A 26,455-nucleotide genomic window follows, 5' to 3' on the forward strand; every position below is an offset into this window, starting at 1 on the left:
ACTGGGCCGCATTCAAGGCGCTGGACCGGATCTCAATGACGGGTTGAACGAGTTTGCCAGCGGCGTCAGGACAGATGCTGCAGGTTTGAATAGGTAGGGATGTCACAGGGCATTCTGATCAGGATATAAGGTCGAGGAAACCGACATGAGCGATATCGCAGAACGCGTAAAGAAAATTGTTGTTGATCATCTTGGCGTTGACGCCGACAAGGTTGTTGAAAGCGCAAGCTTCATCGACGATCTGGGTGCGGACTCGCTCGACACGGTCGAACTGGTCATGGCTTTCGAAGAAGAATTCGGCGTTGAAATTCCGGACGACGCTGCTGACTCGATTCTGACGGTCGGCGACGCGGTAAAGTTCATTGAGAAGGCTCAGGCCTAATCTTCTGCGCTTTTTGAAGGGGCGGGCTGCAGAGTCCGCCCTATTTCGTCCTGCTAAGCCGGACGAAGCATATTTACACGCATATCATCATAAAAAGACGGGGGTCTGCGGGCGATGAGACGTGTCGTTATCACGGGTACCGGCATGGTATCACCTTTGGGCTGCGGCACCGAGGTGTCTTGGTCGCGTTTGATCGCCGGCCATAATGGTGCACGCCTCGTGACCGAATTCGAGGTCGAAGACCTCGCTGCAAAGATTGCTTGCCGCATTCCGGTTGGCGACGGCACCGACGGCACATTCAATGCCGACGACTGGATGGAGCCGAAAGAGCAGCGCAAGGTCGACCCTTTCATCATTTACGGCATGGCAGCCGCCGACATGGCGTTGGCCGATGCCGGCTGGCATCCCAAAACGGACGAGGATCAGATCGCAACGGGCGTCATGATCGGCTCCGGTATCGGCGGTCTCGAAGGTATCGTCGAAGCCGGCTATACGCTGCGTGACAAAGGTCCGCGCCGCATCTCGCCGTTCTTCATCCCCGGACGCCTCATCAATCTCGTGTCCGGCCAGGTCTCCATCCGCCACAAGCTGCGCGGCCCGAACCATGCGGTCGTCACCGCATGCTCCACGGGCGCCCATGCCATTGGCGATGCAGCCCGGTTGATCATACTCGGCGACGCCGATGTTATGGTGGCAGGTGGCGCCGAAGCTCCGGTCTGCCGTATCTCGCTCGCCGGCTTTGCCGCCTGCAAGGCGCTCTCGACCGACTTCAACGATACTCCGCAAAAGGCTTCGCGCCCCTATGATCGCGATCGTGACGGCTTCGTCATGGGTGAGGGCGCCGGTATCGTCGTGCTGGAAGAGCTGGAGCACGCTAAGGCGCGCGGCGCCAAGATCTACGCCGAAGTCGTCGGCTACGGTCTTTCCGGCGATGCTCACCATATCACCGCTCCGTCGGAAGATGGCGAAGGCGCATTCCGTTGCATGACGTCAGCGCTGAAGCGCGCCGGGCTGACGCCGGCTGATATCGACTATATCAACGCCCACGGCACCTCGACCATGGCCGACACGATCGAACTCGGCGCCGTCGAGCGGTTGGTCGGTGATGCCGCATCGCGGATTTCGATGTCGTCTACCAAGTCTGCCACGGGCCATCTGCTCGGTGCCGCAGGCGCAATCGAGGCGATCTTCGCGACGCTTGCCATTCGCGACAACATCGTTCCACCGACGCTCAATCTGGACAATCCGGAACGCGAGACCGCCATCGATCTCGTTCCGCACAAGGCTCGCAAGCGGGACGTAAATGTCGCGCTGTCGAATTCCTTTGGCTTCGGCGGCACCAATGCGTCGCTTGTCCTGCGCCGTTATGAGGCATAATAACGGCTCGTAACTGCGAAAGCGGGAGTGTTCTTCGGCAAGCCTGCGCGCCGTTCTCGAATGTTACCGGACTTGCATCCATCGCAATGATGCATCGCGGTAATGTCTGATCGGTCTAAGTCGGAGCCTCTGCGGGCTCCGCCTTATCTTCTAAACCTGTTTTTTGCCGCATTGCTTGGCCAAAGAGCAGGCAACTAGAAAAGGAAGGGATTGCCGGTGAGCGATACGAACCAGAGCAACGGAACTCCGAACGGGCAGAAGGGGCCGATCATACCCAAATCGGCAAATGAAGCCCTGCGTCCGGAGCGTGTTCCGGATCCGCCGAAGCGTTCCCGCAAAGCCCGCAGCCAGATGGTCATCTTCCTGAATTTTCTGATGACTTTGGTGGTTTTCGTTGTCGTCGCAGCAGTTGCAGGCACCTATTATGCCTTCTCGGTCTATCAGAGCCCGGGTCCGTTGACGACAAACACGAACTTCATCGTGCGCAACGGCGCCGGCCTGAACGAGATCGCCAATCGCCTGGAATCAAACAACATCATCAGCGATCAGCGTATCTTCCGTTGGCTGACGACCACCTATCTGCATGGCGAAACGCTGCGGAACGGTGAGTACGAGATCAAGGCGGGTGCCTCCATGAAGGACATCATGGAGTTGCTGAAATCAGGCAAGTCCATCCTTTATTCGGTGACTTTGCCTGAGGGGCTGACCGTCCGACAGATCTTCAACAAGCTGCAGGCCGATACCGTGCTGGAAGGCGATTTGCCCTCGGCGCTGCCGCCCGAGGGAAGCCTCAGGCCCGATACCTACAAATTCACGCGCGGCACCAAGCGCACCGAAATCGTCGATCAGATGGCAGGTGCACAGAAAAAGCTGGTTGAGCAGATATGGAGCAAGCGCGATCCGAACCTGCAGCTGGCGAACACGCAGGATTTCGTGACGCTCGCTTCCATCGTCGAAAAGGAAACCGGCCTTGCGGATGAGCGTGCTCACGTTGCCTCGGTTTTCCTCAACCGTCTTGGCAAGGGCATGCGTCTGCAGTCGGATCCGACCATCATCTACGGTCTCTTCGGCGGTGAAGGAAAGCCTTCTGATCGTCCGATCTATCAGTCGGACCTGAAGAAAGAGACGCCTTATAACACCTACATCATCAAGGGTCTGCCGCCGACGCCGATCGCAAATCCCGGAAAGGATGCGCTTGAAGCCGTCGCCAATCCGTGGAAGACGCAGGATCTCTATTTCGTCGCCGACGGCACCGGCGGCCATGTGTTCGCAGCGACGCTGGAAGAGCACAATGCCAACGTCAAGCGCTGGCGCAAGCTCGTTGCTGAAAAGGGCGAAGACCCAAGTTCCATTGCTGTCGACGGACAGCCGGACGACGGCACGACTGCCCCTGGCTCTGGTGCCCAGCAGAAGAAGAAGACCAACTGATCTTGTTGCGCCATGGCTTCCGTGAAGCCCATGGCGCGGTTTCACTTTACATTGATCCGTAATCCGATGATTTTCGACGGATAGGGGATAGGAATTTTCGGAGGCTTGCATGGCATTGCAGTCCATGACCGGTTTTGCCCGGCGTGAGGGAACGAGCGGGCGTGGTCGCTGGGCATGGGAGTTGCGGTCCGTAAACGGCAAGGGACTGGATGTCCGGTTGCGCCTACCGCAAGGGCTGGAGCGACTGGAGACCGATGTTCGCAAGTTGATCTCCGATCGGTTCTCCCGCGGCAATCTCCAGGTCGGGCTGTCGCTATCGGTCGAGGATAGCCGCGTCGAGGTCGTCGTGAACCAGGATGCGCTGGCAGCCGTACTCGCCTTGCGGGACCAGCTCGCCGGTGTCATCGATCCCGCGCCATTGCGGCTGGATAGCCTCATGGCGGTTCGTGGTCTGGTGGAATTCAAGGAAGCTGAGGAAAGCGAAGAAACGCTTGCCGCACGCGACGCCGATATCATGGCCGGCCTGACGGCAGCTCTTGCCGATCTTCGCGACATGCGGGGCCGGGAAGGGCAGGCACTCGGTCAGGTCTTGCTCGGCCAGGTCGCTACGATTGAGGCCCTGACGAACACAGTGGAGCGCGATCCCTCGCGCTCGCCACAGGAAATCGCAACGCGGCTGGCTGCACAGGTCGCGATGCTTCTTGAGGGATCGTCTGGTCTTGACCGCGACAGGCTTCATGCAGAAGCCGCACTTCTTGCCACCAAGGCCGATCTTCGCGAAGAGGTTGATCGCCTGAAGGCTCATGTGGCGGCAGCGCGCGATCTTATTTCGAAGGGCGGGCCAGTCGGCCGCAAGCTCGATTTTCTTGCACAGGAATTTAACCGGGAATCGAATACCATCTGTTCCAAGTCGAATGCAGCAGCGGTGACCGCTGCCGGTATCGAGCTGAAGGTGGTCATCGACCAGTTCCGCGAACAGGTCCAGAATTTGGAGTAGGCCATGAAGCCGGCAACATCCACATCCATCGCAATTGCCCGCCGGGGGCTGATGCTTGCCATCTCCTCTCCGTCAGGCGCAGGCAAGTCAACGATCGCGCGCACGTTGCTCGACAAAGACAAGCAGGTGAGCCTCTCGGTCAGCGTCACGACCCGGCAGCGCCGCCCGAGCGAGATCGAGGGCGTGCATTACCATTTCGTCTCGCAACGCGAGTTCGAACGCCTTCGCGATTCAGATTCGCTGCTCGAATGGGCCGAGGTGCATGGCAATTTCTACGGCACGCCGCGCGAGCCCGTGGAAACGGCGATGTCCGAAGGGCGCGACATGCTCTTTGACATCGACTGGCAGGGCGCACAGCAGCTGCAGGAGAAAATGCCGGCGGATGTCGTCTCCATCTTCGTATTGCCGCCAACCATGACGGAGCTGCAATCGCGTCTGCATCGTCGGGCCGAAGATTCGGAAGAAGTCATAGCGATGCGCCTCGCCAATTCGCGAGCCGAAATCGGGCATTGGCGTGAATATGATTACGTCATCATCAATGACGATTTGAACGTCGCCTTCGACGCCGTCCAGTCGATCGTCAAGGCAGAGCGGCTGCGTCGCGATCGCCGTCACGGCATGTTCGATTTCGTTCGGGATTTGCTGGAAGAGACGCCGAAGCTTTAAGGTTGATCGGAAGCTCTGACCCGATCAGAGGCAATTTGCCAACCGGCAGAACTCTTCTACGGAAAGTGTCTCCGCCCGGCGCTGAGGGTCAATATCGGCCCTGAGCAGCAGTGCTTCTCCGCCGATCGGTTTCAGGCTCTGCCGCAGCATCTTACGGCGCTGGCCGAAGGCGGCCTGCGTCACAATCTCAAGCTTTTCGACAGCGCAGGGAATGGGATTTTCCTTCGGTGTCAGATGCACCACGCTCGACGTTACCTTCGGCGGCGGCGTGAAGGCCTGCGGCGATATGTCGAAGGCCATCTGCGCTTGCGTGCGCCAGCCACAGAGCACGCCGAGACGCCCGTAATGATTGTCGTCTTCCTGTGCGACGATCCGCTGGCCAACTTCTTTCTGGAACATCAGCGTGAGCGACTGCCAGAAAGGCGGCCATTGCGCTGGCAGGAGCCAGTTCACCAGCAACTGCGTGCCGACATTGTAGGGCAAGTTGGCGATGATCTTGACTGGCCCTTGCGGTGCAAGAGCCGCAAAATCCGTCTTCAGAGCATCGCCCTCTATAACCTCGAGCCGACCCGGATAATGGTCAGCGATCTCGGCCAATGCAGGCAGGCAACGAGCATCGCGCTCGACGGCAATGACTTTGGCCGCGCCGAGCGCCAGGATCGCGCGCGTCAGGCCGCCGGGTCCGGGCCCGACTTCGAAAACGGTGACGCCTTCCAGGGAACCGGCTGTGCGGGCAACCTTCTGGGTCAGGTTGAGATCGAGGAGGAAATTCTGGCCGAGCGCCTTGCGCGCGTCGAGGCCATGACGCTGGATCACATCGCGGAGAGGCGGCAGGCCATCGAGCGCAGCCATTAGCGGTTGTTTCCAGTCTTGCTGCTGATCTCGCTCGCCAGCTTGAGGGCGGCGACCAGGCTGGTCTCTTTGGCTATACCCTTTCCGGCAATACCAAAGGCGGTGCCGTGATCGGGCGAGGTGCGGACGAATGGTAGTCCGAGGGTTACGTTGACGGAATCGTCGAAGCCAAGCGCCTTGGCCGGGATCAGCGCCTGATCGTGGTACATGCATATGGCGACGTCGTATCGGCGGCGTGCGTCGTCATGGAACATCGTATCGGCGGGCAGTGGGCCGAAGGCATCGATCCCTTCAGTGCGGATGATCTCGATCGCCGGCCGGATGATCTCGTCGTCTTCCTTGCCGAGCGCGCCATTCTCTCCGGCATGCGGATTGAGGCCGGCAACCGCCAGGCGCGGCTTGGCAATGCCGAAACGAGTGCGCAGGTCGTGGTCTGTGATCCTGCAGGTCTCGGCAATAAGATCCGAGGTCAGCGCCTGGGGCACGTCTTTTAGGGGAATATGGATGGTAACCGGGATGGCACGGAGTTTCGGGCCGGCGAGAAGCATGACCGGCATGACCGACTTGCCTGTCGCACGCATTGCAAGATCTGCCAGAAACTCGGTGTGACCCGGAAAGCCGAAGCCTGCGTCATAGAGGACCGACTTGGCGATCGGATTGGTGACGATTGCCGACGTCTTGCCGCTCATGCTGAGAGAAACGCCCATTTCAATGGCCGTAATCGTGCCTCGCGCCGTATTGACGTGCGGCTCTCCCGCGACGACCGTCGCTCCACCGTCGATCGGGAGAACGGGCAGAGCGTCGTGAAAGATATCGCAGGCGTCGGACGGATCAGCCTGCTTTAACGGCACGCTCAGACCCAGCTGTGAGGCCCGTGCGGCGAGAACGGCTGGGTCGCCGAGAAACAGGAAGGGTGGCAGATCAAGCTCGCTGCGGCGTAGCCAGGCAGCGAGCGTGATATCTGGTCCTATGCCTGCCGGATCCCCTTGCGTAAGCGCCAGGGGAATAGTTGGGCGCGAGGGCATTGGCCGATCAGCGATAGACGATCTGCGCCTTGGAGCGCAGCTCGTCCATGTACTTCTTGTCATTTGCACTGACGCCCTGGGCGTTGTTTTTGCCGATGTCTTCGGCGCGGAACACAGCTGCTGCGGCGACGTCGTCATTAACCTGACGCTGCGAGCAGATGGCAATGTATTCGACGCCGCGGTCGGTAACGACGGTCGCCGTCGTGTTGCCGGATGCCTTCTCGAGCAACGGCTTCCAGACTTCCGGAACATCAGGTGCGAGCACGCGGCCAAGATCCTGAACGGAAACATCTCGCATGGTTGCGGCAAAGACCTTCGCCTGGTCGCAGCCTGGGAATTTGGCGCGCGATGCATCAGCTTCGGCCTTGCGCGACTTCAGGATGGCATTGCGCTTTGCTGCCGGAACCACGAAAACCATCTGCTTCAGGAAGTACTCTGTCGTGACGGGCTTCGTCTTGTTCTCCGTCATGCGGGTGACGAGAGCGTCGTTCGACAGGCGGCTGCTTGAGCCGAAGCGGGCATTGACCACGCGCGGCCAGCTCATGGAAATGGCGATATAGGATTTGAAGTGTTCAACCGTCACGCCCATTTTGTCGAGGATCTGGCTGAGCTGCTGGGTTGACATCTTGTTGCTGGCAGCAAAACGACCAAAGGCAGCATCGACTTCCGTCGTCGATACCGACATACGCAGGCGGGAGATTTCCGACCGCTTCAGAGTCTCATCGACGAGCTGTTCCTTCGCCAGTTTGTTGAGGTCGCCCTTCTGGCGCTGCAACTTCAGGAAGTTGACACGCTTGGCGATATCGCCCGATGTAATGACCTGGCTGTTGACAAGGACTTTTACCTCACTTGCCGCGAAAGCGACATCGCTGCTCGGCACGGCGAAGCTTGCCATGACCAGGGCTGCGGCTCCGAACACCAGAGCGCGAATCGGTGTCTTTCCAGAAAACATCAACTACCCCTTCCCAAAGGTCTTTCTATCGGCATGCGCCATATCGGCACGCCATAGGCGCAATACGGCAAGCTTGGGCCACATGTCTACATCAGGCGCGATGAATTGCAAAATCCTTGCGGCGAAACAATGACGCAAAGGGAATAGCGGTCCGCGTTGCAATAATAAAGCCGGCTGCGAAGCCGGCTTTATCCAATATTTTTCTATATATCAGAACGTTGCGTTCTGCACATTGCCGAGGTTGACGTCGCCAAGCGTGCGGAAGGTGATGCGGGCGCCGACAGACCAGTCGCTTGCGGCCTGCGCGGTCGAATCCTTCTTGTCGAGGAACGAGATCGTGAAGATCGTGCATTCGTCCTCATATGAGAGACCGACGCCCTGACGCGTAAACTGACCGTTGTTGATGTCGTAGCTTACCGTTCCGAAAACCGACCAGTACTCCTTGAACTTGATCTGAGCGCGGGACTGGATTTCGTCCTGATTGCTCGTGAAGCCATATTGCGGTTGGGCGGCAATGTGGGTGTAGATCAATGAGGTCTGGAATATGTCGTTTGCGAAGCCGACCGAGGTGTCGCCGCGGCGGAAGGCAAAATCCTTCTCATCGAAGCGATAGGAGGTCGACAGCGAGATACCTTGCGGCGTGGTCAAGCCGAACATCGTGACATAGTCGGATCGGGTCGTTTCAAGTCCGGAATCCGAGCCGACACCGGCGAGGTCGGTGGTCGCAAATGAATTGCGGCCGGCCAGCTGGTAGGATTGGCCGAAGATATGTTGCAATCTGTAGCCGCTGTCGAAACTGCCGGTATAGCGCCAACCCAGATTGGCTCGCGTACCGCCTTCTACGCGGTCGAAACCGGAGAATTTGTCACGATCGAACAGGTTGGTCGCGTCGAAGACGAAGCTCTGCGCATCCTCGTTCGGCAACCGTCCGCCAAGCTGCTCGTCCGGGCGCACGTAAATCTGCGCGATTGGTTCGAACACATGCGTGCTGTTATTGGTCGTGATGAGGAACGGATACTTGGCCTCAAGGCCGGCGGTGACCATGCCACGCGTCGCATAGTCGCTGTTGTCATAGTTACCGGAGTAGGTGCCGGCGCTCGGTGCATTCATATCGAGGCCGTAGACGTCGCCTCGAGCCGCAGCCAACGGCGTCAACACCAGTCCCTGATCGGTGGTGAAGGTGCGCTGCCACTGCAGTTCAGTACTCAGGCGCGTATAGTCGCCCTTAAGACCGAGATAACGGTCGTTGAGGCTCGAATCGCCAAGAGCGGTGGTTGCATCAAGCACGGACGTCTTGTCACGCGACAGATGCGTCAAATTCATCGTCGCCGACAGTTCGCCGCCGTAGACCGATTTCGGATCGACATAATGATAGTCGATGCTCGGATAGACGTAGGCCTGCTGCTTCTGCGCAGTGTTGCTGTTATCCGCATCCTGTACGTTATAGTAGAAGGCGCGCATATCGAAATAGTTGCGCTTTCCGATGCCGGTCAAATAGGCCTGGTTTGTATGCGTGCTCTGGCTAATACCGTCCAGACCATAGGTACGCGAGAAGTTATTGTCGCTCTGCAACATAACATCCCAGCCAAAAGTCCAGCGCGGATTGATCCTGAAGTCTCCCTTGGAGGAGATCATACCACGTGTCTTATGTTCGGCGTCGCTGGTGCCCGCAGTAAACGTCCCGGGATCCATCTGACTGATGCCGGCAACGCGCAAGGTATGCGTGCCGTTTTCAAGTCGTTGACGGAATTCGCCTTCAAGCAGCAGCCCCTGGTTGGTGTAGCCCGTGGCCGTAACCGTGGCGTCCATACTAGGTGAGATGACGTAGTAGTAAGGAACCTTCAAGCCAAAGCCGAGGCGCTGCGAGATGCTTGCCGACGGGAACAGGAAGCCCGACTTGCGCTTTACGGTGTTATCCGGAACCTCAATCCAAGGGACGTAGGCGATCGGATGGCCGAACAGCTCGAAGCGCGCATGCTCTAAGCGTATCGTATGGGTGACGCCGTTCTGGATGACGCGCTGCGCCTTGACCTGCCATAGCGGCGCGCGACCTTGCTCAGAGCAGGCCATACAAGCCGTATAGACGCCCTTTGTCAGAATCATCTGCGTGCCGCCGACGCGTTCGCCCTTCTCGGCGACCATGCGGGTGTTGTCTGGCATTTCAACGCGTAGTGCGTTCACGAAGCCATCGGAAAAACTGTCGGTGACATCCATTTTGTCACCATACATGCGATTGCCGTCCGGCGTGATCAGCTCGACATTGCCGAGAGCCATCATCCGCCCGGTTTTCTGATTATATTCAACCTTTTGGGCGACCATCTTATAGCCGCCATAGTTGATCTGAACGGCACCGATTGCGGTGACGATCTGTGCGTCCTTGTTATAGGTCAGTTCATTGGACGAGAGGACAAGTTTCGAGCCCTCCGGCACGTTGACCTTTACGGGAGAGGTCACAGCGCCAGTGCCGCCATTGTTGTTGCCATTATTCGACTGGGCGTACGCGACGACCGGGCTCATAACATATGCGCATGCGGCCGTGCCCGTGATGAGGGCAGCCACAATATTTCTGATACTCTCGCGGTTGCCTGCCGCCACTTAGCCGTCCTCCTGATGAAGCAGGATCGTTGCTCCGAATGCCAATGCGACGATCACGGGTACCCATGTCGCCACGAAGGGAGGAACCACTCCGCTGCTCCCGAATGCCTTTACAAGCACGGTGACAACATAAAGCACGAAGCCTGAGAGGATTCCACCCAGAATCACGGAACGCGATTGGTTGAATCTGCTGAATTTTAGGGACACAGTTGCTGCGATCAGCGTCATCGCCACCAGAAGGAGCGGCTGCGACGCGAGCGAATAAAACTGTGTTTCGAGTGCATTGGTCGAGATGCCGAAGGACCGCGCGACCTTTATTCGATTAGAAAGATCATAAAAAGCAATGGTTTCCGGCTGCGCTAGGCGCTGGGATACGAAATCCTGTTTCAGATTCGTACGAACCTGTATCGAGCTCTTGTGGTCCGGTATCTCACCGGGCCGTCGTTCGATGACATTATTAAGAAGCCAGTAACCATCTTCCAACTTTGCCGACTCCGCGTCCTGTCGGGAGATGATGTTTCCCTGTGAATCAAAGTGGATAAACACGACGCCCATCAGGGTCGTTCCATTGTTCAGAATGGCCTTTGCGCCGATGATCGTGTCGTCTTTGCCGTCCGACTGACGCAGCCATGGGACGGAAAGCCGGTTGTGATAGGAGGGGTCGCCGCGCAGATCGGCTTCCATCGTTTCCGCCTGACGCTGTCCCCAAGCTGCAATCGGGTTGAGGGCAAGCGTGGTCAGCAATCCCACGCAAAAAGCGCCGACAATAAACGGCGTCATGAACTGCCAGACCGAAATACCCGCCGCGCGCGCAATAACCAGTTCACGGCGCCGGTTCAGCGCGATCAAAACCGTCATGCCGACGAAAAGAGCGATAAACGGCACTGTCTGCTGCAGAATGAGCGGCAATCTGACGGCGGTCATCACGAGACCGAGCGAAACCGTGTAACCAGGCAAGCCAGAAAGCCGGCCGGCATTTTCGCTGAAGTCGACGAGGTATACGATCGAGACGACGCCGAGGAAGAACCAGAACGTCGTTACAATGTAACGGCTGAAGAAATAGCGTCCGAGTGTTCCGAAGATCATGCGCCGCTCCCGTTCGAACCGTTCGGCGCCGTCGGGATGCGATCCTGGATTTTCTGCCTCCAATTGCTGAGGCGGTTACGGATCGTGACCGGCATGGTCATCTTGCGGTTACGCAATAGCAGAGCTGTGGCGATGAGAGCGGACAGAATGTTGATGGCATAGAGAACGCCGACGAACTTGGGATTGCTGTCGATCTGGTTGGCCGCATAGAAATCGGCCCAGCGCAGCGCAAAAGCAATCGTCAGCGCCGACACCATCGGATGCAGCCGCGCCTCGCGATGCGAGCGCGCGTCACCGGCGATCACGAGCGAGATCAAGGCAAATATAGCCGGTAGGGCCCACTCATTGAGACGGCGATGCAGTTCCGAACGATAATTACCTGGCCGCGCTTTGACGTCAGGATCATTCGGATCCGGATTGAGCAGGAAGCCGAGGCTGCGGTCGCTGGCGCGTAAGGTTGCCTGACCGCGGCTCTGGGTCATATCCGAGAGGTCGAAGGAATAGGAATCGAACTTGATGACGGAGACATTGCCATCGGCAGTCTTGCGATGAACTTCGCCGTCTTTCATCAGCAGGGATGTGCCGCTGGGGTCAACGGCGCCTTCCTTGGCGTAATAGATGAGGTCGAAAGAAGGATCTCTGGAATCGACGACGAAAAGACCCTTAAGGATGCGACCCGACATGCGTTGCGAGATCTGTACATACAGGCCGTCTTCGATACGACGGAAGTTCTTTTCTTCGATCACAGTCGAGAGCAGGTCGGCATAGGCCTCCGCCACCATCTGGCGACCGGCGACACGAGCCTTGGGCTCGACGACGTTATCCACGAAGAACGAAAACGCGCTGACCGCGATGGCGAGAATCATGATCGGGCGGATGATGATGCTGCGCTTGGCACCGGCCGCCTCCATGACCGTCAGCTCGGAATCGCTGTTCATGGCAGTCAATGTCTGTGTGATGCCGATGACAAGCGCGAAAGGCAGGACGATCGGAATGATCGTCGGCAGGATAAGCGTCGCGAGCATCGCGAACGATCCCATCGACTGGCCGCTATCCGTTACGAGATTGATGCGCTGCAGAACCTGGGTGGTCCAAATAATAGCGAGCACCGGCAGCAACGCCACCAGGAACATCATACCGGCACGCCGTACGATATAGGTTTCGAATAACTTCATGCCGGCCCTTAAACGCAACACTCGCCGGGCGAGCCGACAGAGATTCCATCCTCATCTACGCTGTTTGCGTTTTTTTGGCGACAACCAACTTGCGAAAAAATCGTTAATTTTCCGAGATTCTTCTGTTGTGTGTCGTTTGAGATAATGCCACCAGGGCGGCGAATACGACGAGCGAAGACAGCCAGCCAAGCACGACATCGGATAGGTAGTGGGCGCCAAAAGCCACTCTGAGCGCCGGAATCAGCAACGAAACGGCGGCAATCGGCAGCGCTACGACCGAACGCATCGGTCGTGGGATGATCAGGATCAAGCAAAATAGCCAGCCAGCCGATGCCGCTTCACCGGAAATGAACGAACAGTTGCTGACACATTTGCCAGCGAAGGAGCCGGCTTGGACGAAATCGAGGGAGCCGCCGAAGAGGTCGGTTTGCCGCGGGCGCGGCCGCCCGGAGAAGGCCTTCAGCCAAACGTTGACGATCAGGACCGGGCCGATCAGCAGCGAGCCTAGTGCGATCTTGAGATTTCTTGCTCTGAGGCTGTTGAAGGTTGCTCCATGCTGTTGCCAGCATTTGAACAGCATCCAGACGAGAACGAATGCGACAATATATGGCAGGTCGAGAAACGCTTCCCGAAGCAGACTTAGGATGCGATCGTTGCTGTAGGGGAAAAACCCGCAGATTTGCCCGAGTCTCGACGGAACCAGACATTGCGTCGGAGCGAAGAACAACTTCGCAACCGCAAGGTCAATTTGTGGAAAGAGCGAAAACAGACCCAGCAGACCCCACCAGAGGCAAAAAAGGCTGATGAAGGCGTCGCCGGCGTTGCGTGGGCGCAGAACTTTGGAAAAACGATCGTCGCGGTTCGGGCCGTTGGAGTCTATGTTCAAGGTTGCCTTTCGCAGGAAAAACTAATGTCGCCGGGCTCCGCGAGATGCCAGCCTTGCCATTTTAGCTTAATTGAATGACAGGAAATTTGCGGCCGTCAATCCGCTTCCTCAGAGAATATGCCGCCAATCGCTTGTATTCCCTAATGAAACCTTCAATGATGGTTGTAGAAAAATTCACCTGATGAACACGCGTGATTAGTGGAGCAGAGATGTCTGTGAAATTCGAGATTTCCTTCGCCAAGTCGGCTCGCCTCAGCGGTGGCCTGGCTATCCTTCTGAAAGGTACGGATGGAGACTTGCCCGCAGGCGCCGAGAGCGCCGATCCGGCCAGTGTTTTCGCCAAAGCCGCGCCGGTATCCGGCTTCAAGGGCAAGGCGTTGAGCAGCCTGGATATCATCGCTCCCGAAGGCGCGCCCGTCGACCGGATCATCATTATCGGCACAGGCAAGGCGAAGGATATCAGCGCCCATGACTGGCTAAAGCTAGGCGGCAGCGCCGCTGCGAAGATTCGCAATGTCGAGAAAGTTGCCATTTTCGTCGATGCGCATGGTGTCGATGTCGGCGCCAAGCAGGCCGCGGATTTTGCCTTGGGCATGCTGCTGCGCGCTTATAGCTTCGATACCTATAAGACGAAGAAGAACGATGACGAGGAAAAGGGCAACGCCCGCAAGGCTGTGAAGGTCACTATCGTCACCCAGGACGCGGCTTCCGCCAAGAAGCTTTTTGCCGCGTCCGAGGCCATCGCCGGCGGTGTGATCCTTGCGCGCGATCTCGTCAACGAACCGCCGAACATTCTCGGACCGGTCGAATTCGCAGCCAAGGCCAAGGAGTTGGAGAAGCTCGGCGTCGAGGTCGAAATCCTGACGGAGCGGGAGATGCGCCGGCTTGGAATGGGCGCACTGCTCGGCGTGGCGCAAGGTTCCGCCCGCCCGCCGCGTCTGGTGATCATGCAATGGAAGGGCGGCAAGGGGAAAGACAAGCCGATCGCCTTCGTCGGCAAGGGCGTCGTGTTCGACACTGGCGGCATTTCCATCAAGCCCGCAGCCGGCATGGAAGAAATGAAGGGTGACATGGGCGGCGCGGCTGCCGTCACCGGCCTCATGCACACGCTTGCGGCTCGTGGCGCGAAAGTGAACGCCATCGGCGTCATCGGCCTGGTCGAGAATATGCCAGACGGCAATGCGCAGCGCCCGGGCGATATCGTCACTTCAATGTCCGGCCAAACGATCGAAATCATCAATACGGATGCCGAGGGCCGGCTCGTTCTCTGCGACGCGCTCTGGTACACGAATGATCGCTTCAAGCCGCAGTTCATGATCAATCTGGCGACACTGACCGGCGCCATCCTTGTTGCTCTCGGCAATTTGCAGGCCGGCCTCTTCAGCAACGACGACACACTGGCAGGCGAGCTGACGGCCGCAGGTCTTGTCACCGACGAGCGCTTGTGGCGCATGCCGCTCGGTAAGGACTATGACAAGATCATCGACAGCAAGTTTGCCGACATGAAGAACTCGGGCGGCCGTTATGCGGGTTCGATCACCGCTGCCCAGTTCCTCAAGCGTTTCGTCGGGGAAACGCCATGGGCGCATCTGGATATCGCCGGTACAGCGATGGGCTCGGTTCAGGATGAAATCAACCAATCCTGGGGTTCCGGCTTCGGCGTGCGCTTGCTCGACGAATTGGTTCGGGCTCACTACGAATCGTGACCTGCCGGGCTTTGTAAGATAGAAGGGGCCGCATGACAGACGTACTCTTCTATCATCTGACAGAATCGAAACTCGAGGATGCCCTGCCGCCGCTTCTCGACAAAAGCGTCGAGCGCGGCTGGCAGGTCGCCGTTCAGTTGCGCGAGCCCGCGCGGCGCGATCTTCTCGATACCCATCTCTGGACATATCGTGAGAATAGTTTCCTGCCGCATGGCACCGACGCAGAGGAGACGGCAGGCCGCCAGCCGGTTTTGCTGACGGTTTCGCCCGACAATATAAATGGCGCCACCGTGCGCTTCTTCATCGATGGCGCCGAAGTCACGGATGTCGGAGCTTATCAGCGCGTCGTGCTGATGTTCGACGGCTATGATCAGGAGCAGCTGGAAAGCGCGCGGTCCCAGTGGAAGCGCCTGAAAGGCGAAGGACATAACCTCACCTACTGGCAGCAGACGCAGGATGGCCGCTGGGAAAAGAAAGCTTGAGTGCATCCCGTCGTCTGGCGGGGAGTTGCTCTATTCGCCTTCTGAAAGGATCTTCTGAATAAAGTCCTTTTTCGCAGCAGTGTAGGCCGCGCGATCATTGGCGTATTTCGCCGCAAGCTCGACTTTTAGCGCCTCATAGGCATGTGCCAGCTCCGGTTCCCTGCGCATTCGGTCGCGAAACATGAGGAAATTGCGCCAGGTCGGTCCACCATATTCGACGACATGGACCAGATGCGTGCGGGTGTCCCCTGCAATGTCGCGGCCGAAAATATGGTCGTCGGGAACGATATTGCTGCCGGCGTAGACATAACCGATGGATGCCATCGGTTCGATGCAGGCGAGGCCGTCGTCGAAGCGTCGCACTCCCACCGCAATGTCGATGATCGGCTTGGCTTTGATCTCTGGAATGGAGGTGCTGCCGAAATGCTGGACATCGACGGCAAGTTCGCCGAGCGCGCGGCGGATGGTGGCCTCTTCCAGCAAATAAGCCTCGTGCCAACTTTGATTTGGCTCGGCCAGTCGGACGGATTTATGACCGACGCCGAGCCCGAAGGATTGTTCATGTTCCGATGCCATAGGCATCATCTCCGATGAGGACGATACGCTACGCTAGCACGTTGCGGATCGTATTGTCTTCATCGGGAAATGTGTATCAATCGTAAAATGCTTCGACGAATTTGCGCTTGCCGAGCATGAAGGCGTCGGCGACGTGACGCAGCGGCGAGACATCGACATCCGAAGTTCCGGCTTTGACGATTTCGGCAAAACGGCGGTAGAGCAAAGGATATTCTGCTTCCGGCGCAGAGAAGGTCTGTTCGCCGTTGACGGAAAGCTTGGAGCCGCCATCGGCCAGAACCATTTGGCCCGCCGCCGTTTCGGCGACGATATCCCAGCTCTGCTTGCCGGTCTGGCGCCAGTCGAATTCGGCATGGACGGGAAGGCCAGCGCCGCTCTTGAAATGCAGGTCCGCAGCGATCGGCGAATCGCGGTTCTCAGGGAATTCCAGTGTCGCGCCGGTCAGGAAAAGCGGCGGCAGGATATGGGTGACGATCGATAAGGCGTTGATGCCGGGATCGAAAACGCCGAGGCCGCCGGCCTGCCAGATCCATTCCTGGTTCGGATGCCAATGGCGGACATCTTCCTTCCAGATCACATGAGCGCTGTGGATGGTCGTTCCGGCAAGGAAGGATTTGGCCGCTTCCACTGCAGGCGCATAGCGCGAATGCCAGCTTGCAAAAAGTGAGACACCCTTAGCCTTCGCCAGGTTCTCAAGATCGGCCACTTCGCTCAAGGTTGCGCCCGGCGGCTTTTCCAGAAAGACATGCTTGCCGGCGGAAAGCGCCTTGTAGGCAGCTTCGTAGCGATATTGCGGCGGCATGCAGAGCGATACGGCATCGATCTCGGGCACAGCGTCGAGCATGGCCTCGATGGTCGTGAACGACGGAATACCCTCAACCGTACCATGGCGGCTTGCCGTGGCGATCAGTTCGAAATCTGCATTGTTCGCGATGGATGGAAGATGCTGGTCGCGGACGATCTTGCCGACGCCGACAATAGCGAGCTTGATGGTGGGCATGGTGTCTCTCGATTAGTATGATTATTTATCTGATCTTTATCAGAATGCTGTCGGCGAGCAAGGGCGGTTGATTGCGATGGGCGGCTTGTCCGCGCGCCGCCCCTGGTAACCATGCCCTTCGCCGTGTTTCCGGCATATGCGAAGCAGTGCCAAAAGATAGATCAGACACCCTTCGCTTTCACGATCGTCTCTCGCAGGAAGCTGTATCCGAACGCCGTGCGCGCCGCCAATTCGGTCGAAGCGCCATCTCCGCCATGGCCGCCCGAGCCGAATTCGCGGAAGAGCGGATGATGCCCGAGCTCCTCGAGTCGCGCCGCAAACCGTCGTGCATGGGACGGATGCACCCTATCGTCGTTGCTCGAGCTTTCAATATAGATCGGCGGATAGCTGACTTCCGATGCCGGCTTGATGTTGTGCAGCGGCGAATAGGACCGCAGATAGTCAAGATCGGCCGCATCGTCGGGATTGCCGTATTCGTCGATCCAGGCTTTGCCGGCAGGGAAAGTATGGAAGCGTGTCATGTCGAGCACGGGCACCTGGCACCAGATGGCGCCGAAATCCTTCGGATAGCGCGTCGCCATGACGCCGGTCAGCAACCCGCCATTGCTGCCGCCGTTTCCGGCGATTCGGGACGGTGTGGTGAAGCCGCGCGCAACGAGATCGCGGGCAACGGCGGCAAAATCCGCAAAGGCCTTGTGGCGGCCGTGTCCTTTGGCGGTGCGATGCCAGTTCGGACCGAATTCGCCGCCGCCGCGAATATAGGCCATCACATAGGCGTTGCCCTGTTCCAGCCAGCGGCCGATGACGCCGGAATAATATGGGCCGAGCGAGACGTCGAACCCGCCATAGCCATACAGCAGTACCGGCAGCTCGCCCTTGGTCCAGCTTTTCGGCAGTGCGATATGATAGGGCACTTTGGTGCCGTCTTCGGAGGTGGCTTCCAGCAGGAAGGATGTCATGCCGCCGCTGTCGAAATAGCTGGGCGCGCTCGCGATAAGCTTGAGTTCCAGTGGCTCCTGGCGATTGCTAAGGTTCAGATGATAGCAGGATGGCTTCTGCACAAAGCCCGAGCCGTAGACCTGCAGCGTGTCGTCTCCGAGATGCAGATCCGAATAGAGTGCCTGGAAGGACACGGTCTGGACGTCTGCTGGTAGCACGATTTCCTGAACTTCAGCATCTGGCCTGGTCAGGTCCAGAACGAAAAGATGCGGCTCCATATTGTCGGAGACGACGAAGACACACCATTCGCGCATGAGCAGGAATTGCGAAACCGATTGCCGCTCGCCGGGTGAGAACAGGATGCGTGGCGTCCCGGTCTTGCCCGGCTCAAGCGGCAGAGGTTGCAGCGCCAGGCTCCCGGCGGGTATCCGTTCGTCCGTCTTGGCAAGCCAGATGAGATGGGAGTGGTTGAAGCCGAAGTCGATATCCTCAGGCAGATCGATCTTACGCAATGAGCCGTCCCGATCTTCGATAAACACACTGCAACTGCTGATCTCGTGGCTGGCGGTGAAGATGCGGATCTGCCGGGCGGTGGCTTCTGTCGCCAGGCCTGCCAGCACCGGGTCGGAGACCGCGCAGGAGCCATAGATGTCGCTATCGGCTGCAGCGTAGAGAACAGGCGCGTCAGCGGGGGCTTGTCCGCGCTTTAGACGGCGGCCGACGCGCGGCCAACCGGAGCGCGTCGAGGATTCGCGGTCGATCGAGCCGAAATAGGCGATTTCGTCGCGGCTCAGCCATGTTGCGTGGCTCCGCACCGCCGGCGTATCGAAGCCGCCTTCGACGACGCTCTTCGCTTCGCAGTCGAATTCGAGCATGCGGATGGGATCGGAGCCGCCGTCGGAAAGGCAGATCAGCACCCGTGTCGGCTCCCAGGGGCAGGTGAGCGCGCCACGCCAGAGCCAAAGCTTGTTTTCCTTTGCGCAGAAGGCGTCGAGATCGAAGATCGGCTCCCAGGGAGCATCGGGCAGGGGAGCGAGATTGGCCGGTAGCTGATACCAGCGGCCGAGCGGATGATCTGCGCTGCGATGGAAATCGAACAGCCAGTTACCGCGCCGGGTCGTCGCGATCAGCCGGTCCTCACGCTCGATCATCGCCTTGATGGCGTCGCGATCCGCCTCGAACTCCGGTGTCGTCAGAAGCCGTTCGGATTCGGCATCCTTCGCGGCAACGAATTGCAGGGTTCGCGGATCGTCGTCATGTTCAAGGTGGAGGTGCATCGAGGCTCGCCATTCCATTTTTGGTGGTGATCGCCTTCAACCAAATCAAACAATAGCCGCGGAAGCAACCGTGCTTCCGCGGCTATATCGTTCTCTGGATCTATGGTGGCGATTTGCCTCAACGCACCATTGAGGTTTGGGCCTGGGCGACAAGGTTGGTCGCCGGGGTCGAGTTGCGCTTGTATTTCAGCGTAACGACCTTGTAGCCTTCCTTCTCCAGACGGGTGAGGAGGACTGGAAGCATCCGGACGGTGCGCTGATGAATGTCGTGCATGAGCACGATGCCGCGGCCGCGCTGATGAAGCTGCTTCATGGTGCGCTCCACCACAGCGGCTGGTGTCGAGGTGAAGTAATCCTTGCTGTCGATATCCACGTCCATGACGATCATGTCGCGCGCGGCGATAGCGCTGCGCAGGCGCTTGGAGTCGGCGAGATAGGGGAAGCGGAAGAACGGCACGTCCGTGCCGATAGCCTTGGTGACTGCATCCTTGCCGCGGGCGATTTCGGTCATGGCTGCGTCGAAGGTCATCTTGTCGAGATCGGGGTGGCGGAAGGTATGGCTGCCGATGGCGTCGCCATGCGCCAGCACCTCGCGCGCGGTCGCCGGGTGCGCCTGCGCCATTTCACCGACCATCATGAAGGCTGCCTTGACGCCGAACTTGTCGAGCGTTGCGAGAATGCGGTCCGTCTTGCCGGGAGCAGGGCCATCGTCGAAGGTCAGAATGACCTCCTTGTCGGCAAGCCTGATGTCTTTGAGTGAAGCGACTTCCAGCGTTCGGCCAGCAAGGCTGTGCGGACCGTTCAGACCTTCCAGATCGCGCGTCTCCAGGTCGGCCATGAGCCACTTCTTGGGCTCCATGTCGACAGGATCGTTGGCTTTCAGCGGCTTGTGACGCGATTCCTCGGCTGCGTAACCGGTTTTGAGCGAAGCGTCGCTGGCCGGTTTCGAGGCGCATCCTCCCAATGCCAGGGACACGGCCAGGCCAGCCAAAAAAACACGGTAGTTCATGGGAATCGCTCAACACTTATTGTCAATGAAGGTTGAGCGCACTTTCCGTAATTATGGTTAATGATCGGTTAGGATCTGTCCCGAAACGGTTAAGAATTCCCCGAGATCAGCCGGCCATTGCGCTTTCGTATTCCGACGAAAGTTCCAGCCATTGTTCTTCGGCAGCTGCGAGTTTATCGGCCGCATCGGAGCGCTGCTTTGCCTTCTCCGCAGCCTTGGCGGGCGCCTTTTCGTAAAGGGCAGGGTCCGCAAGTTCTGCATCAAGTGCCTGAATCAGTTTTTCAAGCTTGCCGGTCAAGGATTCGATTTCGTTGATCTTTTTCTTGAGCGGTGCGAGCGAGGCGCGGCGGTCGGCATTGAGCTTGCGCTGATCCGCCTTGGAAACGGAATCGTCGCCGCCGTTTGCCTTGGCCTTGTCATCCCTTGGCTTCGGGCTGGCAACGACCAGACTGCGATAGTCTTCGAGGTCGCCATCGAAATTCGAGACCGTGCCATCGCGCACCAGCCACAGCCGGTCGACCGTCGCCTCGATCAGATGGCGATCGTGCGAGATGAGAATGACCGCGCCGGAATAGTCGTTCAGCGCCTGGATCAGCGCATTGCGGCTGTCGATATCGAGATGGTTTGTCGGTTCGTCGAGGATCAAAAGGTTCGGCGCGTCGAAGGCGGCAAGGCCCATCAGCAGACGAGCCTTCTCGCCGCCGGACAGATCCTTCACCTGCGTGTCCATCTTCTCTGTCGCCAGGCCCATCTGCGCGACGCGGGCGCGTACCTTCGCCTCCGGCGTTTCGGGCATGCGACGGCGCACATGCTCGACCGCGGTCTGGTTGGGAATGAGGTCGTCGAGTTGATGCTGGGCGAAAAAGCCGATCTTCAGGTTCGGAGCCAGCCTGACGTCGCCACTTTCAGCATCAAGCCGACCGGAAATGAACTTCGCGAAAGTCGACTTGCCGTTGCCGTTCGAGCCGAGCAGGGCAATGCGGTCGTCGGCGTCGATGCGCAGGTTCAGGCGCTTCAGGATCGGCTTTTCGGGCTCATAACCGACGGCGCCGCCGCTGATGGCGATGATGGGCGAGGCGGGCTGCTTTTCGGGTTCCGGGAAGCTGAAGCCCATCACATGGTCTTCGATGACGGCGGCAACCGTTCCCATGCGCTCCAGCGCCTTGACGCGAGATTGCGCCTGCCGCGCCTTCGAGGCCTTTGCCTTGAAGCGATCGATGAAGCTCTGCAGATGCTTGCGCGCCGCGTCGTTCTTGGCTTTCGCCTTCATCTGCAGCTCGTCGGCTTCGGCCTTCTGCCGCTCGAACTGGTCATAGGAGCCGCGATAGAAGGTGAGCTTCTTCTGGTCGAGATGCACGATGGAATTGACCGCCGTGTTCAGCAGGTCGCGATCGTGCGAGATGATGATGACCGTGTGCGGATAGCGGCGGATGTAATCCTCCAGCCAGAGCGTACCTTCGAGGTCGAGATAGTTTGTGGGTTCGTCGAGCAGCAGGAGATCCGGCTCGGAGAACAATACGGCTGCGAGCGCGACGCGCATGCGCCAGCCGCCCGAGAAGGAGGAGGCCGGGCGCTTCTGCGCCTCATGGTCGAAGCCGAGGCCGGCAAGGATGCTGGCGGCACGCGCTTCGGCCGAATGCGCGCCGATATCGGCAAGCCGGGTCTGGATATCGGCGATGCGATGAGGATCGGTGGCGATTTCCGCTTCCTTGAGCAGCGCCGAGCGCTCCTTGTCGGCTGCAAGCACAATATCGATCAACGGCTCCTCGGTGCCGGGTGCCTCCTGCGCGACCTGACCGATGCGGGCGTTACGCGGGATCGAGACGGAGCCGCTTTCGGCGGCGAGATCGCCGGTGATGATCCTGAAGAGTGTGGATTTGCCAGCGCCGTTCTTGCCGACGAGGCCAGCCTTCGTGCCCGCCGGAAGCGTCACGCTGGCATGGTCGATGAGAAGGCGGCCGGCAATGCGCGCGGAAAGGTCTGAAATCGAAATCATGGCGCGGTTTTGGCCGAACTCGACGCCGAAGGCAAGAGTCGAAAACGCTCAGGCGATCGAGCTGCGTGCCGGTTTTTGCGGGTTCGCGCTGTTCCTGAGCCGCTCTGTCAGCTCGGTCTCATAGAGCATCAGATTGCTCAAGGATGCATTGAGACAGTCGAGGGTGGTGCCGACGCTCGCAGATTCCTCGACCTCGCGGGCGAAGTGCTGTTTCTTCATCAGTCCTTTGGCCAGTTGATCCGCGACTTCGCGCAGCATTTCCGCTGCATCACTTTCCGATTTCCGCGCCACCAGCCCACAATGGCTGACGAGGCGATGTTTCAGGCCGATCTCGTCGAGCCCGCTTTGCGAGGGAAGGGCCCCCAGCGCCTCAATCTCAACGGCAAGACTTCCGTCCTGGCCATAAAGCGCCTCATGAAAGAGCTGGTAGTTGCGCGGCAGGTTCTTCACCTTCAACCGCGTCATGAAACGACCGATGACCTCGAGCTCGGTTTCCGTTTCATCGTCGTCGATAGAATATGCCGAAACGCCTGTCTGCGAGTTCTTCATGCCTGCTCATGACCATGATCTGATATATCTCGTCAATCTGCAGGCCCGCAGGTTAAGGGAACATGAACAAAATGCCCTATCTGCACTGCGTCGCAACAAAATGAGGCACCTGCTCAACGCTTGGGCGAAGGCGGGAGATGGCGGCTCGCCTCAGGCTCACATCCAGCGCGTCCCCTCGCTCCGCAGGAAGTGCAGCAGGTCCAGCACCAGCGACGGCTTGCCCATGGATGTGAGGATCGTGTGGCACTGGCCACGATGATGGGTGTGGTGGTTGAACATATGGGATATCGCCGCATGGAGAGGAACGGTAATGGCGCCCGGTCGCAGGATCGAGGTGTAGGTAATGTTGACGGCCAGCGCATCGGCATCGAGGGTTTCCAACCAGGTGGCGATATTTCGATCTTCCGCCTCTCGTGCGCTGCAAAGCCCTTCGAGAGTGTCGTGCAGGACAACGTCGAGCGATGCCGGCACTCCGCCGCTGCCGTTGAAGCGGTGCATCCACAAGCGATCCGCTATCAGTAGATGATTGAGCGTTCCGTGGAGCGAACCGAAGAAGGCGCCGCGGTCTTCGTTGAATTCGGCATCGCTAAGCTCGGTCGCGGCATTGTAGAGCTGAACATTGGCCCAGCGATTGTAGTCGGCAAGCATCCTGAAGTGTTTGAGCATGCGGCTTCTCCCTAATGGGTGCGACGATACTGTCGCAAGGTTTGCAAATAAGTCTTCGCAGTGCCACCGAGCCGATCGCGAATCGGCCGCTCCGACTGTGACAGCGGCGTGAAATTGGGCGATCCCCCTTGTTTTCGGGCTTTGAGGCAGGTAAACACCGCCCACTTTTCTCTGATTACAAGGAACGGACCCATGGCGATTGAACGTACTTTCTCGATGATTAAGCCGGATGCAACGAAGCGCAACCTGACCGGCGCCATCACCAAGGTTTTTGAAGACAACGGCCTGCGCGTCATCGCCTCCAAGCGCGTCTGGATGAGCAAGCGCGAAGCTGAAGGCTTCTACGCCGTTCACAAGGAACGTCCGTTCTTCGGCGAACTCGTTGAAGGCATGACCTCCGGCCCGACCATCGTTCAGGTCCTGGAAGGCGAGAACGCCATCCTGAAGAACCGCGAAATTATGGGCGCCACCAACCCGGCAAACGCTGACGAGGGCACCATCCGCAAGTCCTTCGCTCTGTCGATCGGCGAAAATTCCGTTCATGGTTCGGACGCCCCGGAAACAGCTGCGATCGAAATCGCTTACTGGTTCGCAGAAACCGAAATCGTCGGCTGAATCGGCCTCTCAGCTCTTGCGCTGAACGACTTGAATTGACTCAAAGAAAGCCGGGATCACATCCCGGCTTTTTTCATGCCGGGCAGGCATTATCGTGTCCATAATCGACGCTGCCGTCACCCTTGAAGACATCGGGATTGGCGGTATAGGCGGGGCCGACCACGAGCGGTTTCGTCGGCAGCACCGTCTGATCGAGGTCGGATTTGACTTCGGTCTTGAGCGTCTGAAGTGTCTTGTTGCTGGCATCCACCAGCTTGATCGAGACGGAATAGGGATGGTCTTTGCGCACGCAGCGTAGATCCGGGCTTTCCAGCGTGATCTTGTCCCAGAAGGAATAGATCTTCTCGTGGATGACGAGCGGATCGCCACCCGCCGGATTTTCGAATTCCGCAACAGCAATCGTGCCGTCGGGGATCGGGGCGATCTTCTTCAGCGTGATCATGTAGGTCGCGCTCGCCACGCGATAGTTGAACACGAAGATGCGACCGGTAAGCTCGGTCGGACCCTGGTCGTCCTTCCTCTGGCAGCCGGACAGCGTTAGCCCGGCGACTATCCCCGCGCCGATGGCCGTCAGTATGATCCTTCGCATTGTCATGGCGCAGTCTCCTCCCTCTTGCGCCGGTAGTGCCGGCTGGCCTTGGCACGGTTGCCGCAGACCGCCATGTCGCACCAGGCGCGGCTCTTGTTCTTGCTGCGGTCGATAAAGAGCCAACCGCAGTTGCGGCATATCTTCATTCGCTCGGGATCCGGCATGGCGATGAGCCGTAGCGTCGAATGCACCGTCGCGGCATCGAGCCCATCGACCGGAGCTTGCTTCAAGACACGCGCCAATGCCGCGAGGAGCTCGGCAAGCAATGCGTCGGCGGCCTCGCCGAGAACGCGCGCACGGAAATAGCGGTCGATCGCCTCGCGCAGTGCTATGAACTCGGCTCTGTTGTCCCGCTGAATCGGCAGGATATCGCCGAAAAGCGCCCGTTCGGCGCAGAAGTTGGCGGCAGCTTTCGGAAAGCTGTCCATCTGTCCCGTTGCCTCGAAACGATCGGTCCGGCGTTCCTCATCGTGGCGCAAGATCACGCTGTTGGCGACATCGAGCGCAAGTGCGCCTCCGGAAAAACGATGGGGGGTCCAGGAAAAGCTCATGGCAAAAATTATAACTGGTAAAATCAATTTTGCCAGTTACTATTTAAGCATTCCTCGGAGGGGTGGATGGCCTATCTTCTGCAGCAACTGGCGAATGCCGTTCCGCTCGCCGCGCTCTATGCGACGCTGGCTTTTGGCTATTCCATCGCATTCGGGGTCATGAAACGGGCCGACATCACCTATGGCGCGCTCTTCGCCTTTGCCGGGCAGATGCTCGTACTCTTCACCGACGTCGGCTACACGAGAATGTATCTGATCCTTCCGGCCGCCTTCGCCTTCGGCGCCCTTGTCGCCGCCGCCTACACGTTGGGCACCAGCCTCCTCGTCGGCCGCGCAATCATGTTGCCGCTGTCGCGCAAGTCGCCGAACACGATCATCGTTGCCGCGCTCGGCATGATGATTATCCTGATGGAGACGGCGCGCTTGGCTTCGAATACGCGCAGCATCTGGTTGCCGCCCTTCCTGAACGAGGTGATTGTTTTCTGGGACAGTGGCGGCTTCCGGGTGACGCTGACCGTGATCCAGTTGCTGAACACGGCGGCGATGATCCTCGTCATCCTTGCCGGAGCCTATGTGCTTAAATGCACCGGCTGGGGCCGCATCTGGCGCGCCGTGACCGACGATGCGCTCGCCGCCGAGCTCTGCGGAGCAAGTTCCAGGCGGGTCTTCCTGCTGTCTTACGTCTCTTCCGCGCTTGTTGCGACGATCTGCGGCTTGTTGGCCACCTCCTACTACGGAACCATGGATTTCGGAGCAGGGCTGATGTTCGGGCTCAAGGTGCTGATGATTGCGGCGGTCGGAGGATATTCCGATCCGCTGAAGTCGGCGGGCGGTGCGGCGCTGCTTGGCTTGGGTGAGACGATGTGGGGCGCCTACGGCCCATTCCTCTGGCGTGACTTCGTCATTTTCGCGCTCTTGGTGCTGCTGCTGGTGCTCAGCCGTCGCGAAAGGGTCATACCCTAGAGCCGGATGATTTCAGGTCTGTTCGACCTGAAATCTGAATCCGCTCTAGAATCAAGGAAGTAGAGCATGATGTCGTCCGAAAACCGCCTACACTTTTCGGCATCACGCTCCGAAGA

25 protein-coding genes are annotated in these 26,455 nt (G+C 58.8%); 9 read left to right on the forward strand and 16 right to left on the reverse strand.

Features of this window, described 5'->3' with window-relative positions; all coding sequences use genetic code 11:
* Nucleotides 1-145: 145 nt before the first annotated feature.
* From ACIQJ2_RS17800 to gmk, 5 genes are all read left to right on the forward strand, one after another.
* On the forward strand, nucleotides 146-382 hold the full coding sequence (locus tag ACIQJ2_RS17800) for an acyl carrier protein (protein ID WP_004122114.1): 237 nt from the start codon (nucleotides 146-148) through the stop codon (nucleotides 380-382).
* Nucleotides 383-496: 114 nt separating this feature from the next.
* Complete coding sequence (fabF, locus tag ACIQJ2_RS17805) at nucleotides 497-1,759, forward strand: beta-ketoacyl-ACP synthase II (RefSeq protein ID WP_400667123.1); 1,263 nt, start codon at nucleotides 497-499, stop codon at nucleotides 1,757-1,759.
* Between the two features lie 216 nt (nucleotides 1,760-1,975).
* Nucleotides 1,976-3,187: an endolytic transglycosylase MltG gene (gene mltG, locus ACIQJ2_RS17810; protein WP_199150835.1), complete on the forward strand. Its 1,212-nt coding sequence runs from the start codon at nucleotides 1,976-1,978 to the stop codon at nucleotides 3,185-3,187.
* Nucleotides 3,188-3,296: 109 nt separating this feature from the next.
* Nucleotides 3,297-4,184: a YicC/YloC family endoribonuclease gene (locus tag ACIQJ2_RS17815; protein WP_199150834.1), complete on the forward strand. Its 888-nt coding sequence runs from the start codon at nucleotides 3,297-3,299 to the stop codon at nucleotides 4,182-4,184.
* A 3-nt stretch (nucleotides 4,185-4,187) separates the two neighbouring features.
* Nucleotides 4,188-4,850 carry a guanylate kinase gene (gene gmk, locus ACIQJ2_RS17820; protein ID WP_199150833.1) on the forward strand — a complete coding sequence of 221 codons (663 nt, stop codon included), beginning with the start codon at nucleotides 4,188-4,190 and terminating at the stop codon, nucleotides 4,848-4,850.
* Between the two features lie 24 nt (nucleotides 4,851-4,874).
* Here the strand turns inward: gmk and rsmA are convergent, their stop codons facing one another.
* The 7 genes from rsmA to ACIQJ2_RS17855 form a co-directional block, all read right to left on the reverse strand.
* Nucleotides 4,875-5,702: a 16S rRNA (adenine(1518)-N(6)/adenine(1519)-N(6))-dimethyltransferase RsmA gene (rsmA, locus tag ACIQJ2_RS17825; protein WP_199150832.1), complete on the reverse strand. Its 828-nt coding sequence runs from the start codon at nucleotides 5,700-5,702 to the stop codon at nucleotides 4,875-4,877.
* Complete coding sequence (pdxA, locus tag ACIQJ2_RS17830) at nucleotides 5,702-6,727, reverse strand: 4-hydroxythreonine-4-phosphate dehydrogenase PdxA (RefSeq protein ID WP_400667120.1); 1,026 nt, start codon at nucleotides 6,725-6,727, stop codon at nucleotides 5,702-5,704. The genes rsmA and pdxA overlap by 1 nt, the downstream gene beginning before the upstream one ends.
* A 7-nt stretch (nucleotides 6,728-6,734) precedes the next feature.
* Complete coding sequence (locus tag ACIQJ2_RS17835) at nucleotides 6,735-7,679, reverse strand: peptidylprolyl isomerase (protein ID WP_400667118.1); 945 nt, start codon at nucleotides 7,677-7,679, stop codon at nucleotides 6,735-6,737.
* 210 nt (nucleotides 7,680-7,889) lie between these two features.
* Entirely contained in the window at nucleotides 7,890-10,274 is a 2,385-nt protein-coding gene (locus tag ACIQJ2_RS17840) for an LPS-assembly protein LptD (protein WP_400667116.1), read from the reverse strand.
* The gene (lptG, locus tag ACIQJ2_RS17845) at nucleotides 10,275-11,360 is read right to left on the reverse strand and encodes an LPS export ABC transporter permease LptG (protein WP_400667114.1); all 1,086 of its coding nucleotides are present in this window, start codon (nucleotides 11,358-11,360) and stop codon (nucleotides 10,275-10,277) included.
* Nucleotides 11,357-12,535, reverse strand: coding sequence for an LptF/LptG family permease (locus ACIQJ2_RS17850; RefSeq protein ID WP_199150713.1), 1,179 nt, complete (start codon nucleotides 12,533-12,535; stop codon nucleotides 11,357-11,359). Before ACIQJ2_RS17850 ends, lptG begins: the two co-directional genes overlap by 4 nt.
* Nucleotides 12,536-12,638: 103 nt before the next feature.
* A complete protein-coding gene (locus ACIQJ2_RS17855) occupies nucleotides 12,639-13,421 on the reverse strand; it encodes a phosphatase PAP2 family protein (protein WP_400667112.1) in 783 nt (260 codons plus the stop codon).
* Nucleotides 13,422-13,630: 209 nt separating this feature from the next.
* On the opposite strand from ACIQJ2_RS17855, the gene ACIQJ2_RS17860 reads away from it, so the two are divergent.
* Together ACIQJ2_RS17860 and ACIQJ2_RS17865 are read left to right on the forward strand one after the other, a co-directional pair.
* On the forward strand, nucleotides 13,631-15,127 hold the full coding sequence (locus tag ACIQJ2_RS17860; protein ID WP_400667110.1) for a leucyl aminopeptidase: 1,497 nt from the start codon (nucleotides 13,631-13,633) through the stop codon (nucleotides 15,125-15,127).
* 32 nt (nucleotides 15,128-15,159) lie between these two features.
* Nucleotides 15,160-15,609, forward strand: coding sequence for a DNA polymerase III subunit chi (locus ACIQJ2_RS17865; protein ID WP_400667108.1), 450 nt, complete (start codon nucleotides 15,160-15,162; stop codon nucleotides 15,607-15,609).
* Between the two features lie 30 nt (nucleotides 15,610-15,639).
* On the opposite strand, the gene ACIQJ2_RS17870 is transcribed toward ACIQJ2_RS17865, so the two are convergent.
* The 7 genes from ACIQJ2_RS17870 to ACIQJ2_RS17900 form a co-directional block, all read right to left on the reverse strand.
* On the reverse strand, nucleotides 15,640-16,185 hold the full coding sequence (locus ACIQJ2_RS17870; RefSeq protein WP_400667106.1) for a GrpB family protein: 546 nt from the start codon (nucleotides 16,183-16,185) through the stop codon (nucleotides 15,640-15,642).
* Between the two features lie 76 nt (nucleotides 16,186-16,261).
* Nucleotides 16,262-17,185: a Gfo/Idh/MocA family protein gene (locus tag ACIQJ2_RS17875; protein WP_400667104.1), complete on the reverse strand. Its 924-nt coding sequence runs from the start codon at nucleotides 17,183-17,185 to the stop codon at nucleotides 16,262-16,264.
* Nucleotides 17,186-17,346: 161 nt separating this feature from the next.
* Complete coding sequence (locus ACIQJ2_RS17880; RefSeq protein ID WP_400667102.1) at nucleotides 17,347-19,401, reverse strand: prolyl oligopeptidase family serine peptidase; 2,055 nt, start codon at nucleotides 19,399-19,401, stop codon at nucleotides 17,347-17,349.
* 118 nt (nucleotides 19,402-19,519) lie between these two features.
* Nucleotides 19,520-20,410: a polysaccharide deacetylase family protein gene (locus tag ACIQJ2_RS17885; RefSeq protein ID WP_400667100.1), complete on the reverse strand. Its 891-nt coding sequence runs from the start codon at nucleotides 20,408-20,410 to the stop codon at nucleotides 19,520-19,522.
* A 106-nt stretch (nucleotides 20,411-20,516) separates the two neighbouring features.
* Complete coding sequence (locus ACIQJ2_RS17890) at nucleotides 20,517-22,406, reverse strand: ABC-F family ATP-binding cassette domain-containing protein (RefSeq protein WP_400667099.1); 1,890 nt, start codon at nucleotides 22,404-22,406, stop codon at nucleotides 20,517-20,519.
* Between the two features lie 48 nt (nucleotides 22,407-22,454).
* Nucleotides 22,455-22,955 (reverse strand): hypothetical protein, encoded by a 501-nt coding sequence (locus tag ACIQJ2_RS17895; RefSeq protein WP_400667098.1) that lies wholly within the window; start codon nucleotides 22,953-22,955, stop codon nucleotides 22,455-22,457.
* A gap of 156 nt (nucleotides 22,956-23,111) precedes the next feature.
* Entirely contained in the window at nucleotides 23,112-23,621 is a 510-nt protein-coding gene (locus ACIQJ2_RS17900) for a DinB family protein (protein ID WP_199150704.1), read from the reverse strand.
* A gap of 192 nt (nucleotides 23,622-23,813) precedes the next feature.
* Here ACIQJ2_RS17900 and ndk point away from each other — a divergent pair, with 192 nt between their 5' ends.
* A complete protein-coding gene (gene ndk / locus ACIQJ2_RS17905) occupies nucleotides 23,814-24,236 on the forward strand; it encodes a nucleoside-diphosphate kinase (RefSeq protein WP_168805436.1) in 423 nt (140 codons plus the stop codon).
* Nucleotides 24,237-24,309: 73 nt separating this feature from the next.
* Here ndk and ACIQJ2_RS17910 read toward each other — a convergent pair whose 3' ends face one another.
* Both ACIQJ2_RS17910 and ACIQJ2_RS17915 read right to left on the reverse strand, forming a co-directional pair.
* A complete protein-coding gene (locus ACIQJ2_RS17910) occupies nucleotides 24,310-24,831 on the reverse strand; it encodes a hypothetical protein (RefSeq protein WP_199150702.1) in 522 nt (173 codons plus the stop codon).
* Nucleotides 24,828-25,376, reverse strand: a complete 549-nt coding sequence (locus ACIQJ2_RS17915) for a CGNR zinc finger domain-containing protein (RefSeq protein ID WP_400667097.1) — start codon at nucleotides 25,374-25,376, stop codon at nucleotides 24,828-24,830. The genes ACIQJ2_RS17910 and ACIQJ2_RS17915 overlap by 4 nt, the downstream gene beginning before the upstream one ends.
* A gap of 66 nt (nucleotides 25,377-25,442) precedes the next feature.
* On the opposite strand from ACIQJ2_RS17915, the gene ACIQJ2_RS17920 reads away from it, so the two are divergent.
* Nucleotides 25,443-26,339, forward strand: a complete 897-nt coding sequence (locus ACIQJ2_RS17920) for a branched-chain amino acid ABC transporter permease (protein WP_199150700.1) — start codon at nucleotides 25,443-25,445, stop codon at nucleotides 26,337-26,339.
* The last annotated feature ends 116 nt before the right edge of the window (nucleotides 26,340-26,455 follow it).

The organism is Rhizobium sp. NPDC092011 (genome assembly GCF_044756305.1).
Lineage (GTDB): Bacteria > Pseudomonadota > Alphaproteobacteria > Rhizobiales > Rhizobiaceae > Rhizobium.

Excerpts from the sequence above, each read along its gene's own strand:
- ACIQJ2_RS17920 (WP_199150700.1), top strand. The coding sequence starts at position 25,443 with ATGGCCTATCTTCTGCAGCAACTGGCGAATGCCGTTCCGCTCGCCGCG.
- ndk (WP_168805436.1), top strand. The coding sequence starts at position 23,814 with ATGGCGATTGAACGTACTTTCTCGATGATTAAGCCGGATGCAACGAAG.
- ACIQJ2_RS17875 (WP_400667104.1), bottom strand. The coding sequence starts at position 17,185 with ATGCCCACCATCAAGCTCGCTATTGTCGGCGTCGGCAAGATCGTCCGC.
- ACIQJ2_RS17895 (WP_400667098.1), bottom strand. The coding sequence starts at position 22,955 with ATGAAGAACTCGCAGACAGGCGTTTCGGCATATTCTATCGACGACGAT.
- pdxA (WP_400667120.1), bottom strand. The coding sequence starts at position 6,727 with ATGCCCTCGCGCCCAACTATTCCCCTGGCGCTTACGCAAGGGGATCCG.
- ACIQJ2_RS17800 (WP_004122114.1), top strand. The coding sequence starts at position 146 with ATGAGCGATATCGCAGAACGCGTAAAGAAAATTGTTGTTGATCATCTT.
- ACIQJ2_RS17900 (WP_199150704.1), bottom strand. The coding sequence starts at position 23,621 with ATGCTCAAACACTTCAGGATGCTTGCCGACTACAATCGCTGGGCCAAT.
- ACIQJ2_RS17850 (WP_199150713.1), bottom strand. The coding sequence starts at position 12,535 with ATGAAGTTATTCGAAACCTATATCGTACGGCGTGCCGGTATGATGTTC.
- ACIQJ2_RS17885 (WP_400667100.1), bottom strand. The coding sequence starts at position 20,410 with ATGAACTACCGTGTTTTTTTGGCTGGCCTGGCCGTGTCCCTGGCATTG.
- ACIQJ2_RS17910 (WP_199150702.1), bottom strand. The coding sequence starts at position 24,831 with ATGACAATGCGAAGGATCATACTGACGGCCATCGGCGCGGGGATAGTC.
- ACIQJ2_RS17890 (WP_400667099.1), bottom strand. The coding sequence starts at position 22,406 with ATGATTTCGATTTCAGACCTTTCCGCGCGCATTGCCGGCCGCCTTCTC.
- ACIQJ2_RS17835 (WP_400667118.1), bottom strand. The coding sequence starts at position 7,679 with ATGTTTTCTGGAAAGACACCGATTCGCGCTCTGGTGTTCGGAGCCGCA.
- ACIQJ2_RS17880 (WP_400667102.1), bottom strand. The coding sequence starts at position 19,401 with ATGCACCTCCACCTTGAACATGACGACGATCCGCGAACCCTGCAATTC.
- ACIQJ2_RS17915 (WP_400667097.1), bottom strand. The coding sequence starts at position 25,376 with ATGAGCTTTTCCTGGACCCCCCATCGTTTTTCCGGAGGCGCACTTGCG.
- lptG (WP_400667114.1), bottom strand. The coding sequence starts at position 11,360 with ATGATCTTCGGAACACTCGGACGCTATTTCTTCAGCCGTTACATTGTA.
- ACIQJ2_RS17815 (WP_199150834.1), top strand. The coding sequence starts at position 3,297 with ATGGCATTGCAGTCCATGACCGGTTTTGCCCGGCGTGAGGGAACGAGC.
- gmk (WP_199150833.1), top strand. The coding sequence starts at position 4,188 with ATGAAGCCGGCAACATCCACATCCATCGCAATTGCCCGCCGGGGGCTG.
- ACIQJ2_RS17870 (WP_400667106.1), bottom strand. The coding sequence starts at position 16,185 with ATGGCATCGGAACATGAACAATCCTTCGGGCTCGGCGTCGGTCATAAA.
- ACIQJ2_RS17860 (WP_400667110.1), top strand. The coding sequence starts at position 13,631 with ATGTCTGTGAAATTCGAGATTTCCTTCGCCAAGTCGGCTCGCCTCAGC.
- ACIQJ2_RS17865 (WP_400667108.1), top strand. The coding sequence starts at position 15,160 with ATGACAGACGTACTCTTCTATCATCTGACAGAATCGAAACTCGAGGAT.
- fabF (WP_400667123.1), top strand. The coding sequence starts at position 497 with ATGAGACGTGTCGTTATCACGGGTACCGGCATGGTATCACCTTTGGGC.
- rsmA (WP_199150832.1), bottom strand. The coding sequence starts at position 5,702 with ATGGCTGCGCTCGATGGCCTGCCGCCTCTCCGCGATGTGATCCAGCGT.